Annotated in this window: 15 protein-coding genes; 10 read left to right on the forward strand and 5 right to left on the reverse strand. The window is 69.7% G+C overall.

Annotated features, from left to right (window positions below; genetic code table 11):
- Positions 1 to 15: 15 nt before the first annotated feature.
- From bufA2 to AC1D2H_RS13760, 6 genes are all read left to right on the forward strand, one after another.
- Positions 16 to 270 (forward strand): BufA2 family periplasmic bufferin-type metallophore, encoded by a 255-nt coding sequence (gene bufA2 / locus AC1D2H_RS13735; RefSeq protein WP_477931624.1) that lies wholly within the window; start codon positions 16 to 18, stop codon positions 268 to 270.
- A gap of 126 nt (positions 271 to 396) precedes the next feature.
- Positions 397 to 1,218, forward strand: a complete 822-nt coding sequence (bufB, locus tag AC1D2H_RS13740) for an MNIO family bufferin maturase (RefSeq protein ID WP_478011349.1) — start codon at positions 397 to 399, stop codon at positions 1,216 to 1,218.
- Positions 1,215 to 1,994 (forward strand): HvfC/BufC family peptide modification chaperone, encoded by a 780-nt coding sequence (locus AC1D2H_RS13745; protein WP_478011350.1) that lies wholly within the window; start codon positions 1,215 to 1,217, stop codon positions 1,992 to 1,994. Before bufB ends, AC1D2H_RS13745 begins: the two co-directional genes overlap by 4 nt.
- A gap of 65 nt (positions 1,995 to 2,059) precedes the next feature.
- Entirely contained in the window at positions 2,060 to 2,590 is a 531-nt protein-coding gene (locus tag AC1D2H_RS13750; protein ID WP_477931621.1) for a peroxiredoxin, read from the forward strand.
- Positions 2,590 to 3,960, forward strand: a complete 1,371-nt coding sequence (locus AC1D2H_RS13755) for an amidase (protein WP_478011382.1) — start codon at positions 2,590 to 2,592, stop codon at positions 3,958 to 3,960. The genes AC1D2H_RS13750 and AC1D2H_RS13755 overlap by 1 nt, the downstream gene beginning before the upstream one ends.
- Positions 3,961 to 3,971: 11 nt before the next feature.
- Entirely contained in the window at positions 3,972 to 4,274 is a 303-nt protein-coding gene (locus AC1D2H_RS13760; RefSeq protein ID WP_478011351.1) for a putative quinol monooxygenase, read from the forward strand.
- A 12-nt stretch (positions 4,275 to 4,286) separates the two neighbouring features.
- Here AC1D2H_RS13760 and AC1D2H_RS13765 read toward each other — a convergent pair whose 3' ends face one another.
- From AC1D2H_RS13765 to AC1D2H_RS13775, 3 genes are all read right to left on the reverse strand, one after another.
- Complete coding sequence (locus AC1D2H_RS13765) at positions 4,287 to 4,772, reverse strand: hypothetical protein (protein ID WP_478011352.1); 486 nt, start codon at positions 4,770 to 4,772, stop codon at positions 4,287 to 4,289.
- A 49-nt stretch (positions 4,773 to 4,821) separates the two neighbouring features.
- Positions 4,822 to 5,781 (reverse strand): hypothetical protein, encoded by a 960-nt coding sequence (locus AC1D2H_RS13770; RefSeq protein WP_478011353.1) that lies wholly within the window; start codon positions 5,779 to 5,781, stop codon positions 4,822 to 4,824.
- A gap of 523 nt (positions 5,782 to 6,304) precedes the next feature.
- On the reverse strand, positions 6,305 to 6,742 hold the full coding sequence (locus AC1D2H_RS13775) for a hypothetical protein (RefSeq protein ID WP_477931617.1): 438 nt from the start codon (positions 6,740 to 6,742) through the stop codon (positions 6,305 to 6,307).
- A 93-nt stretch (positions 6,743 to 6,835) separates the two neighbouring features.
- On the opposite strand from AC1D2H_RS13775, the gene AC1D2H_RS13780 reads away from it, so the two are divergent.
- Positions 6,836 to 7,456 (forward strand): glutathione S-transferase family protein, encoded by a 621-nt coding sequence (locus AC1D2H_RS13780; RefSeq protein WP_478011354.1) that lies wholly within the window; start codon positions 6,836 to 6,838, stop codon positions 7,454 to 7,456.
- A gap of 8 nt (positions 7,457 to 7,464) precedes the next feature.
- Entirely contained in the window at positions 7,465 to 7,872 is a 408-nt protein-coding gene (locus AC1D2H_RS13785) for a nuclear transport factor 2 family protein (protein ID WP_478011355.1), read from the forward strand.
- A gap of 9 nt (positions 7,873 to 7,881) precedes the next feature.
- Here AC1D2H_RS13785 and sppA read toward each other — a convergent pair whose 3' ends face one another.
- Entirely contained in the window at positions 7,882 to 9,750 is a 1,869-nt protein-coding gene (sppA, locus tag AC1D2H_RS13790; protein WP_478011356.1) for a signal peptide peptidase SppA, read from the reverse strand.
- 85 nt (positions 9,751 to 9,835) lie between these two features.
- Here sppA and AC1D2H_RS13795 point away from each other — a divergent pair, with 85 nt between their 5' ends.
- Together AC1D2H_RS13795 and AC1D2H_RS13800 are read left to right on the forward strand one after the other, a co-directional pair.
- A complete protein-coding gene (locus tag AC1D2H_RS13795) occupies positions 9,836 to 11,497 on the forward strand; it encodes an FMN-binding glutamate synthase family protein (protein WP_478011357.1) in 1,662 nt (553 codons plus the stop codon).
- Between the two features lie 286 nt (positions 11,498 to 11,783).
- Entirely contained in the window at positions 11,784 to 12,431 is a 648-nt protein-coding gene (locus AC1D2H_RS13800) for a response regulator (protein WP_477931612.1), read from the forward strand.
- A gap of 13 nt (positions 12,432 to 12,444) precedes the next feature.
- Here the strand turns inward: AC1D2H_RS13800 and AC1D2H_RS13805 are convergent, their stop codons facing one another.
- On the reverse strand, positions 12,445 to 13,095 hold the full coding sequence (locus AC1D2H_RS13805; RefSeq protein WP_478011383.1) for a glutathione S-transferase family protein: 651 nt from the start codon (positions 13,093 to 13,095) through the stop codon (positions 12,445 to 12,447).

The raw sequence follows: 13,095 nt of genomic DNA on the forward strand, positions 1-13,095 counted from the left end.
TCCTGGAGACTCGATATGAACGCATCCCTCAAGACTGGCCTGGGCATCGCTGCCGCCGCTGCTGCCCTGTTCGCCACCGCCGTGCCGACGACCGCCATGGCCGCCGACGGCATGGTCAAGTGCTCCGGCGTGAATGGCTGCAAGGGCACCTCCGAGTGCAAGACCGCCAAGAGCGATTGCAAGGGCCACAACGGCTGCAAGGGCCAGGGCTGGGTCAGCAAGAAGACCGCCGACGAATGCACCAAGGCCGGTGGCAAGGTTGAGAAGTAAGACCCCCCGTACCGGCTGACGCCGGCCCCCCGAGGGGGCGCACCAGGCGGCCCGGCAAAGCCGGTTCCGCCGGTGCTGCGCGATAAGGCGCGACGCCGGAGGCGCCGCGCCGTTTTCTCTTCCGACATGACCAAGATTCAAGGCTTTGGCCTCGGCTTGCGCGTCGAGCATTACGCGGCCTTCGAGGCCGGCGTCGATGCCGCCGTGCGCCCCGACTGGCTGGAGATCATTTCCGAGAACTACATGGTGCCCGGCGGCCCGCCGCTGGCGCATCTGGAGCGCATCCGGGCCGACTACCCGCTCGTCATGCACGGCGTGTCGCTGTCCGTCGCCGGACCGGCGCCGCTGGACCTCGGCTATCTGCGCGAGCTCAAAAGCCTGGCCGATCGGCTCCAACCCGGCTGGGTGTCTGACCACCTCTGCTGGAGCGCCGACGCCCACAGCCAGCTCCATGACCTGCTGCCGGTGCCGCTGACGCGCGCCGCTCTCGATCATGTCGGCGGCCGCATTGCCCAGGTGCAGGACATTCTGGGCCGGCCGTTGGTGCTGGAGAACGTGTCCAGCTATGTGCGATTCAAAGCCGACGAGATGACGGAATGGGACTTCATCGCCCAGCTGCTCAAGGCCACCGGCGCCCAGCTGCTGCTGGATGTCAACAATGTCTATGTCTCGGGCCGCAACCACGGCTTCGACCCCATCGCCTACCTCGACGCGATTCCCGTCGAGCCCGTGCGCCAGATCCATCTCGCCGGCCATGAGGACCGCGGCGACATCGTCATCGACACCCACGACCACCCGGTGCGCGACGAGGTCTGGGCGCTCTACCAGCATGCCGTGAAGCGCTTCGGTGCCGTGCCGACCATGATCGAGCGCGACGACCACATCCCGCCGCTGGACAGCCTGCTGGCCGAGCTGAACGTGGCGCGCCGCCTGGCTGCTGAAGCATGAGCGTGATTCACCAACAGCAGCAGCTCGCCGCCGCCATCCGCGACGGTGCCGATGCGACCGGCCTGCTGGCCGGCGACCCTGCCCTGGGCCTGGAGGTCTACCGCCATGCCTACCGCACCCGCCTGGTGACAGCGCTGACCGACAACTACACCGTGCTCGCCCGGGCTCTGGGCGACGAGGCTTTCGAGGCCCTGGGCCAGGCCTATCTCGCCGCGCAACCCAGCCAGCACCCGTCCATCCGCTGGTTCGGCCACGAGCTGGCAGGCTTCATGTCCGAAGCGGACGAGGAGCTGGTGCCCCATGCCAGCCTCGCCGACTTCGCCCGCATGGACTGGGCCCTGCGCGGCGCCTTCGATGCCGCCGAAGCGCTGCCGCTGGACCCGTCAACGCTGGCCGCCATGAGCCCCGACGACTGGGCCGGCCTGGTGCTGCATCTGCAGCCCAGCGCGCAGCGGGTGGTGCTGACGCATGCCATCGAACCTGCCTGGCGGGTTCTGCGCGAGTGGGAGCCCGAGTCTGGCGACGATCAACCCGAGCTGCCCGAGCCGGTGCCGCATGAACACACGCTGCTGGCCTGGCGCCAGGCTGGCGAAACCCGCTGGCGCTCGCTGGAACCACTGGAGGCGGCGCTGCTCGATGCAGTGGCCGAAGGCGCGCCCTTTGCACTACTTTGCGAACGCGCCGCGGCCGAGCTGGGCGATGCCGAGGCCGCAGCTCCCGCTGTGATCGGCGCCCTGCAACGCTGGCTGGCTGACGGTTTGTTGCGCGGGACTTGACCGACCGAAGTGATGGGTCATGGCCGCTTGGCTATCCTGCGCCCACGCTACACCTAAGGTTCACCATGTCCCGACTGCTGCTGACGGCCCTGCTTGCCGCCGCCTTCATCCCCTCCGCCCAGGCCGCGCTCAGCGTCGGCGCACCGGCACCCGACTTCAGCGCCGACGCCGCCGTCGGTGGCGAGCCCTTCAAGTTCAAGCTGGCCGAGGCGCTCAAGAAGGGCCCGGTGGTGCTGTACTTCTATCCCAAGGCCTTCACCAGCGGCTGCACCGTCGAGGCGCATCAGTTCGCCGAGGCGACCGACAAGTTCAAGGCGCTGAACACGACCGTCATCGGCATGTCCAACGACAACATCGACACGCTGAAGAAGTTCAGCGTCGAGGCCTGCCGCAGCAAGTTCGCCGTGGCCGCCGACGCCGCGGGCAAGGTCATCAAGGACTATGACGTCACGCTGAAGATGGTGCCCGGCACCATGGCCGACCGCGTCTCCTATCTGATCGCCCCCGACGGCAAGGTCGCCGCCGTGCATGCCAGCATGAACCCCGATGGCCACATCGACGCGATGCTGAAGGCCGCCGAGAAATTCAAGAAGTGATCGCCGGCCTCGACGCGGCCGCGCTGCTGGCGGCCTATCGCTCGGGCGAGCTGTCGCCCGTCGACGCCATGCGGGCCGTGCTCGACCAGGCCGCAAGGCGAGAAGGCGAGCTGCACGCGCTGTGCGCCGTCAATGCCGAAGGCGCCTTGGCTGCCGCCCGTGCCAGTGAAGCGCGTTGGCGTGCCGGCACGCCGCTGGCGCTGGACGGCCTGCCCGTCACGCTGAAGGAAAACATCGCCGTGCCGGGTGCCAGCTACCGCCTGGGCACGGCCGCGACGGCGGACGATGCGACGGCCGACTTCGAGGCACCGCCCGCGGCGCGGCTGCGCGAGGCCGGCGCCATTGCGTGGGCACGCACCACCATGCCCGACTACGGCATGCTGAGCTCGGGCCTGTCCAGCCTGTATGCCGAGCCGGCGCGCAACCCCTGGGACGTGGCGATGACACCCGGCGGCTCCAGCGCTGGCGCGGCGGCTGCGGCGTCGGCCGGCTATGGCCCGCTGCATCTGGGTACCGACATCGGCGGCTCCATCCGCCTGCCGGCGGGCTGGTGCGGCCTGGTCGGCCTCAAGCCCAGCCATGGCCGCGTGCCCATCAAGCCGGGCTATGCGGGCCGCGTGGCCGGGCCGCTGACACGTACGGTGGCGGACACAGCGCTGATGCTCGACGTGCTGGCCCAGCCCGATGCGCGTGATCCGACCCAGCTGCCGTCTTCGCCCGCTTTGCGCCGCGACCTTGAGCTGCGCGGCTTGCGTATCGGCTTGCTGCTCGATGCCGGCTGGGGCGACGCCGTCCAACCCGAGGTCGCGGCCGCCATCACCGCCGCGGCGCGTACCTTCGAGCAAGCCGGCGCCATCGTCGAGCCGCTGGCCGCTTTCCAGACACGCGAGATGGCCGATGGCATCGACCGTTTCTGGCGCATGCGTTCCTGGCTGGACATCTCGGCGCTGGCACCCGAGCGCCGCGCCAAGGTGCTGCCCTACATCCTCGATTGGGTGGTGCCGGCCGCGGGCTATGACGGTGGCACGGTGTTTCGCGGCTACAGCCAGATGCAGGCGCTGCGCGAAGCCGCCAATGCGGCCTGCGAACCCTTCGACTTCGTGCTGTCGCCCGTGGCGCCCATGCCGGCCTATCCGGCCCATCTCGCCAGCCCGCTGCACGACCCGGCCCGGCCCTTCGAGCACATCGCCTTCACGCTGCCCTACAACATGAGCGAGCAGCCGGCCCTGTCCATCAACGCCGGCTACACATCGGCCAGCTTGCCCATCGGCCTGCAGATCATTGGCCGCCGCTTCGATGACGCCGGTGTGCTGGCCCTGGGCGCGCTCTGGGAGCAACTGCGGCCGGCCCAGCGCCCCTGGCCCTTCTGAGAAAGCCCCCCATGATCCTGGTCCTTGGCCATGTCACCGCCCGCTCCGAGCATTTCGACGAAGTGCTGAGGCTCAGCCAGCAGCATGTCCAGCGCTCGCGCGCCGAGCCGGGCTGCCTCGCGCATGCGGTGCACCGCGACACCGAGAACCCGCTGCGCCTGGTCTTCATCGAGAAGTGGAGCGACATGGCGGCCCTGCAGCTCCACTTCCGCGTGCCGGCCTCGCGGGAGTTCGGCAAGGCGCTGGCGACGCTGGCGTCCGAGCCGCCGGGGCTGGAGATCCATGAGGCCGCAGAGGTCAAGGCGGCGGGCTGAAAGGGCGGGTGGTCAGCCGCGCACCAGGCTCTGAGGAAACGGCTGCTCCGGCAGGCCGGCCTCACGCAACACGCGGTTGACTTCGTCCCAAGCGGCGGTGGCGTCCGTGCAGACCTGGAAGGGGCGGCTCTGGCGGTAGACGGCCGCCATGTCGAGCACCATGGCGGCGTCTTCGTCGCCTGGCGCGACGAGCAGGATGGTGGCCAGTGGCACCGTCTGGCGCTCCACGAAGCCGCCCACCGTCTCCTTGAATTCGCGCAAGCCCTCGTCGTCCATGCCGAGCGGCCGGCGAAATTCCATCAGGCTGACATAGCGCCTGTCCGCCGGGATGCGCTCTGCCGCGATGTTGGTGCCACGCTTGCCCGCCGCCATCAGCGCGGCGTCGAACGGCCCCTGGGCGATGTAGTGCATGACCCGACCCAGGAAGCCCACCGTGACGCGGCCGAAACCGTGGGTGTCGGGCTGCTCGTGCAGGGGGGCGGTGCCTGGGGAGTTCATGGGACGTCGGGCGCCCCGCAGATTCTGCGCCTGGGCCCGGCGGTCGAGCTTACCGCCGCTTGACGAAGCCCAAGAGCGCCGCAATCGGCAGCACCGAGCGCGGCCGATAGGGCAGGCGCCACAGGCCGCCGTGGTTGGCGGTGTGCACGAGCAGCCTCAGCGGATGCGCGAAGTCGCGCGGCGCCGTGCGCAGCTGGTGCACCCACATGGCGGCCATCAGCGCATTCGTCGTTGCCGGCGCGAAGACTTCGACGCCGAAGGCCTTGGCGCCGCGAAAGCCCGCCGCCAGCAGCGGGTTGGAGACGACCGAGGACGTCGTGGTGCTGGGCGCGACATTGAAGGCGATGCGCTGCCCGTCGGCACGCGCCACCAGGGCCCGCCACTGCTGCAGTCGCTTGGCCAGCGCGTAGTTCGGCCCCTGCTCGACGACGAGAACCTCGACCAGCCCCCAGTGGCCGAAGTCGCCGGCGTCGATGAGGCCCTCGATATGTGGTGCGAAGCCGCGTCCACCGCTGCCGAGCCGCGCGCCCAACTGGGCCAGCTTCTTGACGAGGCCACGCTCGGCATAGCCGCGCATGACCTCGCGCGCCAAGGCCTCGGGCACGGCGAAGACATCGGTCGGCGTGGCCATGTAGGCGAGCTGGGTGCGGGCGTCGGCGGCGCACAGCGTCGCGCTGATGGCGTCCATGGCGAGCGACACGCGCACATGGCGCTCGCCATCCAGATAGGCGAGGTTGGCGATGGACAGCCCGTTCGACGTTGATGTGCCGAGAGAGGCCAGCCAGGCGGCGATTTCGGGCGTGTCGGCGAGCAGGTCGGCACCGGCGTGGGCGGCGTCCAGTGGCTGGCCCGGCGCGACGGGCGCAGTCAGCGTGGCGTTGCCAGCGGTGATGGTGGCGGCGATGCGCTTCCAGGTCGCGGCGCGGGCGAGGTCGATGCCGACGAGATTGGCGCGCCACCTGGCCAGCCAGGCCAGCGGCCCGGCCTCGCTGCCGGCGCCGAGCAGCACGAGGTGCTGGTCGGACAGGTCGAACCATTCCGGGTGGGCCAGGCAGTCGCGCAGCGCCGCGGCAGGGCCGCCTCGCAGACGCCGGCCTTTTCCCAGCGGTCGATCTGGCGGGCGAGGGCGTCGCTGCTCAGCTCTCGGCCCTGGTGGGGCACGGTCCAGCGTGCGGGTGCCGCATCGCCGCTGCCGCGCAATTGCAGGGTCCGGAATTGCCGCTGCGGCGTGCGCATCGCGTCGGCCAGGGCGAGCGGCTGGCCAGCGCGCACAAAGGGCAGCTCGCTCCAGGCCGCGGCGAGGCCGGCGCGTGCCGACGCGACGGCGCTGACGGGTTGCGCCGCCTGGGCCTGTACCAGGGCGCGCCAATGGGCCGGGTAGGCGTGGCGCCAGTCGCGCTCCGCGAGGGTCACCTCGGCGGCGGCGGCGTCGAGCCCGCGCAGCGCCGCCGCGACGATGCGCTGGCCCGGCGCACCGGTGGCGCGCTTGCCTTTGGCGTCGAGGGGCCACTGCAGGCCGGCGGCGTCGCTCATCAACGGGGTGGCGGTTCTTGGGTGGGCAGGCCCGCCGCAGCCAGGTCGGCGTTGACCAGGGCCCAGGCGGACTCGAAGTTGGCGGCGCGGCGCACCGGGCGGCTGGCGCGCCAGATGTCCATCAGCGCGGGCAGGCGCTCGATGCCGGGGATGCCGGGGCGCACCAGGAAGACGGTGGACAGGGCGACGATGCCGCGCGAGCCGAAGGCGTCGATGCTGGCGCGCAGTTCCTGCAGCGCATCGGCGTCCATCTGCAGGCTGCCGCGGATCTCGAGCAGGTCGCCGAAGCGGCGATCCGCCGGCAGGCGTTTGCCGGCCAGGGCGATGGCGCGCTTGACGGCCGCCATCAGCGGCGCGTCGAAGGGGCCTTCGGCCACCGACACCATGACGCGCCCATGCACGCCGACGCTGACGCGGCCGAAGCTGGGCTTGATCACGGGGTGGCGAGAAGGGGGAAGCGAAGGGCCGGGGCTCATGATGTGAGACGATTTTGCACGCTTGAGGGCACGCTCGATGAAGGAGTCATGGCAATGTTGACCTTGTACGGCACCAAGGGTTCGGGCTCGGCCGCCATCGAGGCGGCGCTGGCGCGGGCCGGCCTGGCCTACACGGGCGTGGACGCGGCCTCCTGGAACCCCGGCCCGGGGCGGGACGAGCTGCTGCGCGTCAACCCGCTGGGCCAGATCCCGACGCTGCTGCTCGCCGACGGCACGGTGCTGACGGAGAGCGCAGCCATCCTCATCCACCTGGGCCTGACGGCGGCGCCGGGCCTGCTGCTGCCCACCGATGCCGGCGCGCGGGCGCGTGCCATCCGGGGTCTCGTCTACGTAGCCTCGAATTGCTACGCCGCCATCAGCGTCATCGACTACCCGGAGCGCTGGTGCGAGCCCTGCGACGACGCGATGAAGGCGCAGATCCGCGCCGGCACGCGAGCGCGCCTGCACGAGCATTGGCGGCTGTTTGCCGACCAGTTCGAGATCGGCTTCGAGGCCGGCTCGCCCGGCGCGCTGGAGCTGCTGGCGACGGTGGTGTCCAAGTGGTCCGGTTCGCGACCCATGCTGCAGGCTGAGCGGCCGAGCTTCCATGCGCAGTTGCTGCGTGTGGAGCAACACCCGGAAGTCGCGGCGGTCTTTCAACGCCACTGGCCTTAAGGATTCCCATGACCCATCCCATCGACGCCTGGCACGCGCTGGCGAAAGCCCGCAACCCCCGCGCCCTGGCCGCTCTGCTGGCCGACGACGTCGTCTTCCACTCGCCCGTCGTGCACACGCCCCAGCGCGGCCGGCAGCTGGCAACCCAATACCTCAGCGCGGCGCTGATGATCCTGGGCAACGAGAGCTTCCGCTATGTGCGCGAGATCCGTGGCGACGGCGACGCCGTGCTGGAGTTCGAGCTGGAGCTGGCTGGCGTGGCGGTCAACGGCGTCGACCTGATCCGCTGGAACGAAGCCGGCCAGATCACCGACTTCAAGGTCATGATCCGGCCGCTGAAGGCCATCCAGGCGGTGCAGCAGAAGATGGCCGAGCTGCTGGCGCAGATGCAGCAGCAGCCCGGGCCCTCCGCCTAGTTCAAGGCATCAGGGCACGCCGCACAGGCAGTGCACCGCGGCGGCCTTGTCCCACTGGCTGCGGGCGGCGAACTGCGACAGCTCCTTCAGCAGGGCGAGCTCTTCGCGCACCGGCGCGGGCAGGGCGTCCAGGCCGAGGGAGGTCGCGATGGACGGCGCCAGCGTGTCGGTCAGCGAGGCGAGCAGGCGCTCGCTGCGGCTGAGGTCACGCTCCACATAGGCCAGGCGCGGCTTCTCGCCGGCCTTCACTTCGAGCTTGGCGAGCTGGACGGCTGTCTGCACGGCGTCGTCGAAGCTGCCCAGGCGGTCGACCAGGCCGCGCTCCTTGGCCTGCGAGCCGGTCCAGATACGACCCTGCGCGACCGCGTCAATCTTTTCCGGCGTGCTCTTGCGCGCCTGGGCCGCGAGGGTGGTGAAGCGGCTGTAGGTGTGGTCGATGCTGGCCTGGATGGCGGCCTTCAGGCGCGGATCCAGCGGGCGGCGCGGGTCATAGCCGCCGGCCAGCCAGGTCGTCGTGACGCCGCCGGTGTGCAGCGACAACTTGTCCATCAGGCCCTCGGCGGTGGGCAGCATGCCGAACACGCCGATGCTGCCGGTGATGGTGCCGGCGTCGGCGATGACGGCATCGCTGGCCATCGAGATCCAGTAGCCGCCCGAGGCCGCCACGTCGCCCATGGAGACGACGATGGGCTTGCCGGCCTGGCGCGTCAGCTCCAGTTCGCGGCGCACGATCTCGGAGGCGAAGGCGCTGCCGCCGGGCGAGTTCACGCGCAGCACCAGGGCCTTGATGGCGTCGTCCTCGCGGGCCTTGCGGATCAGGCGGGCCGTGGAGTCGCCGCCGATGCGGCCCGGGCCGGCATCGCCGTCGACGATCTCGCCCTCGGCCACGACGATGCCGATGCCCGGCTGCAGCTTGTTCGGCGTGCCGGCGTCCTTCACATAGGCCATGTACTGGCCCATGGACACCTGGCGGAAGCTCTTGCTCTCGTCATCCTTGGCGCCCTTGGCGATGAGGAGTTCACGCATCTGGTCGCGCGTCTTCAGGCCGTCGACGAGCTTGGCCTGCAGGGCCAGCTTGGCGACGTCGCCCTGGACGGCCGCCATCAGCCTGGGCAGGTCGGCGATGTCCCTGGCGATGCTGCCGGCCTCGAGCTTGCGAGCCGTCTCGATGCTGCCGGTGAAGCCGCTCCACAGCTCGCCATAGACCAGGCCCTCGGACTCCAGCGTCGCCGGGCTGGGGCCGTTGGCGGTGTAGGTCTCGGCAAAGTTCTTGAAGGTGCCGGCCTTGATGACATGGGGCGTCACGCCAATGCGATCCAGGGCGTCCTTGTAATAGGTGCGGTAGCGGCCGAAGCCTTCGATGCTGACCATGCCCATGGGATGCAGATAGACCTCGCCGGCCTGGGCGGCGACGAAATAGCCGCGCTGGCTGTAGCTGTCGGCATAGGCGAGCACGGGCTTGCCGCTCTGCTTGAAGCGCTGCACCGCGGCAACCACCTCGTGCAGGCCGGCCAGGCCCGCACCATGCAGGTCCTCGACGTCCAGCAGCAGGGCGCCGATCTTGTCGTCCTTGGCGGCCTGCTCCAGCACGGCGAGCACGTCGCGCAGCCGCGTCTGGTGCGGCACGCTCTGGCCGCGGGCCTGGGCGGTCAGCTGCTCGCGCGGGCTGCCGGAGAACTGCTCGACGAGGTTGCCGTCGAGCTTGAGCACCAGCGTGGTCTTGTCGGCCAGCGGCTTGGGGCCACGGCTCATGACCGCGATCACGAAAATGATGATGAGCAGCAGCACCAGCAGGTTCATCAACGCGCGGCGCGTGCCGTCGAGCAACCACCAGGCCTTGGAGAACAGCCAGCCGAGCGTGGAGAAAAAGGACTTCATCAACAGTCACCTCTGGGGAATGTGCCCGGCGATTGTGGGCCCCGCCGGCCTTAAGCTCCGCCGGTCACGGTTTGTAAGGACGCCCATGCTTGCCTGGCCCAGCTGGACCCGACGCATCAACGATCATTTCCCGCTGCGCTATCTGACCTGGATGCTGTGTGGCCTGCTCGCGCTGTTCTTCGCCATCGTCTGGACGGCCGGTCTGGTCGATGGCGTGCTGGTGCTCGTCTTCCTGGCGCTGGCGCTGCTGGGCCTGCGCGATGTGCGCCAGACCCGTCACTCCATCCTGCGCAACTATCCCGTCATCGGGCATCTGCGCTTTCTGCTGGAGTTCATCCGCCCCGAGATCCGCCAGTATTTCCTGGAGGGCGACAACGACGCCGCGCCGTTTTCGCGCGCCCAGCGCTCCATCGTCTACCAGCGCGCCAAGGGCGAGGCCGACCAGCGCCCCTTCGGCACCCAGCTCGACGTGAGTGCCCGCGGCTACGAATGGATCAACCATTCCCTGGCCCCGACCCATCTCACCAGCCACGACTTCCGCATCACCATCGGCGCCAGCCGCGCCCAGCCCTATTCGGCCAGCGTCTTCAACATCTCGGCGATGAGCTTCGGGGCCTTGAGCGCCAATGCCATCCTGTCCTTGAACAAGGGCGCCAAGATCGGCGGCTTCGCGCATGACACGGGCGAGGGCTCCATCAGTGCCCACCACCGCGTGCATGGCGGCGACCTGATCTGGGAAATCGGCTCGGGTTATTTCGGCTGCCGAAATGACGATGGCTCGTTCAGCGCCGAGAGATTCGAGGCCAGTGCCCGCGACCCCCAGGTCAAGATGATCGAGCTCAAGCTCAGCCAGGGTGCCAAGCCCGGCCACGGCGGCGTGTTGCCTGGCCCCAAGGTGACGGCGGAGATCGCCGCCGCGCGCGGCGTGCCCGAGGGCGTGGCCTGCATCTCGCCGGCCCGGCACAGCGCCTTCTCGACACCCGTGGAGATGATGCAGTTCATCGACAAACTGCGCGCTTTGTCGGGCGGCAAGCCCACCGGCTTCAAGCTCTGCATCGGCCACCCCTGGGAATGGTTCGCCCTGTGCAAGGCCATGCTGGAGACCGGCATCACGCCGGACTTCATCGTCGTGGATGGCGCCGAGGGCGGCACGGGCGCGGCGCCGCTGGAGTTCACCAACTATGTCGGCGCGCCGCTGCAGGAGGGGCTGCTGCTGGTGCACAACTCGCTGGTCGGCCTGAACCTGCGCGACAAGATCAAGATCGGCTGCGCCGGCAAGGTGACGACGGCCTTCGACATCGTGCGCCTGATGGCCCTGGGCGCGGACTGGTGCAATGCCGGGCGCGGCTTCATGTTCGCCCTGGGCTGCATCCAGGCCCAGGCCTGCCATACCGGCCACTGCCCGACGGGGGTGACGACGCAGGACCCGGTGCGCCAGCGCGCCATCGTCGTGCCCGACAAGGCCCAGCGCGTCGCCAACTTCCACCAGGGCACGCTGAAGGCGCTGAAGGAACTCGTCGAGGCCGCCGGCCTGTGCCACCCGCAGGAGATCACGGCCCAGCACATCGTGCACCGCCTGGACAAGCACGAGGTGCGGCTGCTGGCCAATCTGCTGCCCTTCGTCGAGCCCGGCTCGCTGCTGCGCGGCGACATGCCCCACAACACCTTCAGGATCTACTGGCCACTGGCCAGCGCGCACAGCTTTGCGCCCCAGGGCGCCATTGAACGCACCGCAGCTGCTGCTTGAATTTCGGGCCGAGCGACGGGCCGCTCCCTAGCCGGCCCGCGTTGGCGATGTGCTTGCCGGTCAATCCGGCAAGCATCGCCGTCCCCTCGGGGGCTGAGGCCGGACACGGCAAGTCCTGTGGACTTGTCGTGCCTGCCGAAGAGCAGTCGCTTGCCGGCTGCGCGGTCTGCAAGGCCGGCCAAGGTACTCCTTGGACGAGGGGCGCGCAGTCACGGGGGAGGGCGACTACAAATTAGGGGGGTGACGGCCAAAACGCGCACAATTGGCCCGGTTACATCCGCGCACCATGCCCACCGTCTATCTTCTCCGTCTCAGTGCGCCCACGCTCCAACGCACCCGCTCATTGCTGTTGCAGGCCCAAGGCGTGGAGTTGGCCGGCAGCAGCACCGTGCTGGCCGATGCGCTGGAGGAGCTGGGCGCGCTGGCGCCCGACATCGTCGCCACCGACCTGCGCCTGGTCGACAGCCACGCCATGCGTGTCGCCCATGAACTCGGCCGCCTGCCGGTGCGGCCCCAGCTGCTGCTGCTGACGCCCACCGCCGACGACCTGCAGCTGTTCGCGGCGCTGAGTGCCGGCGCCAATGCCTATCACGTCGATGACGGCAGCGGTGCGGGCCTGGTCGAAGCGCTGACCAGGCTGCATGACCGGCGCGCCATGTTCAACCCGCAGCTGGCCCGCCAGGCCCTGGCTGCCTTCGGCATCGAGCGCAGCCCGCTGACCATGGCGCGTCAGGATGCCGCGCCACTGGATGCCAGCCCCGCCGGCCGACAGATCGACCAGGCCAGCCGCCATCTGCTGACGCTGCTGGCCCAGGGCCTGCTGCTGGCGGAGATCGCCACGCTGTGGAAGCTGGAGGTCGCCGAGATCGAGCGCCGCATCTGGCGCCTGGTGCGGCTGCTGCACGTCCGCTCGCGCGAACTGCTGATCGCCTAGTTGAACGGGCCCCTCAGGCGGGCACGGGCACCGGCGCTTGGGCCGAGGGGACCGAGTCCGCAAAGCTCTGGCGCTGCGACAGCTTGTCCATGTGACGGGCCAGGTTCGGGTGCGCCTCGCGCCAGTTGATCTCGGGGAAGCGGAACTCCAGCCAGCCCAGCGCGCAGCCGACGGCGATGTCGGCCAGCGAGAAGTGGTTGCCCGAGCACCAGGGCTTCTCGCCCAGGCCCTGGCTCATCGCGGCCAGCGCGGCGGTGACCTTGGTCAGGTGGCGGTCGATCCAGGCCTGGCTGCGCTGTTCGGCGGGGCGATGGGCCCAGGTGCGCTCCAGGCGCACGAGGATGGCCGCGTCGACGATGCCGTCGGCCAAGGCTTCCCAGGTGCGCACCTCGCAACGCTCGCGGCCGCGCTCGGGGATGAGCTTGCCCACCGGCGACAGCGTGTCCACGTACTCGACGATGACGCGCGAGTCGAAGACGGCGCCGGTGATGGAGTCCTGGCCTTCCATGACCAAGCAGGGCACCTTGCCCAGCGGGTTCATCTTCAGGATGGCGTCGCTGCCCCAGACGTCTTCGAGCACCAATTGGTAATCGAGCTTCTTCTCGGCCATCACGATGCGCACCTTGCGCACGTAAGGGCTGGCGAGAGAACCGATCAACTTCAT

The sequence above is a fragment of the Roseateles sp. P1_C1_2 genome (assembly GCF_056406535.1).

Excerpts from the sequence above, each read along its gene's own strand:
- AC1D2H_RS13785 (WP_478011355.1), top strand. The coding sequence starts at position 7,465 with ATGACCCATCCCATCGACGCCTGGCACGCGCTGGCGAAAGCCCGCAAC.
- AC1D2H_RS13760 (WP_478011351.1), top strand. The coding sequence starts at position 3,972 with ATGATCCTGGTCCTTGGCCATGTCACCGCCCGCTCCGAGCATTTCGAC.
- AC1D2H_RS13750 (WP_477931621.1), top strand. The coding sequence starts at position 2,060 with ATGTCCCGACTGCTGCTGACGGCCCTGCTTGCCGCCGCCTTCATCCCC.
- sppA (WP_478011356.1), bottom strand. The coding sequence starts at position 9,750 with ATGAAGTCCTTTTTCTCCACGCTCGGCTGGCTGTTCTCCAAGGCCTGG.
- AC1D2H_RS13780 (WP_478011354.1), top strand. The coding sequence starts at position 6,836 with ATGTTGACCTTGTACGGCACCAAGGGTTCGGGCTCGGCCGCCATCGAG.
- AC1D2H_RS13795 (WP_478011357.1), top strand. The coding sequence starts at position 9,836 with ATGCTTGCCTGGCCCAGCTGGACCCGACGCATCAACGATCATTTCCCG.
- AC1D2H_RS13805 (WP_478011383.1), bottom strand. The coding sequence starts at position 13,095 with ATGAAGTTGATCGGTTCTCTCGCCAGCCCTTACGTGCGCAAGGTGCGC.
- AC1D2H_RS13800 (WP_477931612.1), top strand. The coding sequence starts at position 11,784 with ATGCCCACCGTCTATCTTCTCCGTCTCAGTGCGCCCACGCTCCAACGC.
- bufA2 (WP_477931624.1), top strand. The coding sequence starts at position 16 with ATGAACGCATCCCTCAAGACTGGCCTGGGCATCGCTGCCGCCGCTGCT.
- bufB (WP_478011349.1), top strand. The coding sequence starts at position 397 with ATGACCAAGATTCAAGGCTTTGGCCTCGGCTTGCGCGTCGAGCATTAC.
- AC1D2H_RS13765 (WP_478011352.1), bottom strand. The coding sequence starts at position 4,772 with ATGAACTCCCCAGGCACCGCCCCCCTGCACGAGCAGCCCGACACCCAC.
- AC1D2H_RS13745 (WP_478011350.1), top strand. The coding sequence starts at position 1,215 with ATGAGCGTGATTCACCAACAGCAGCAGCTCGCCGCCGCCATCCGCGAC.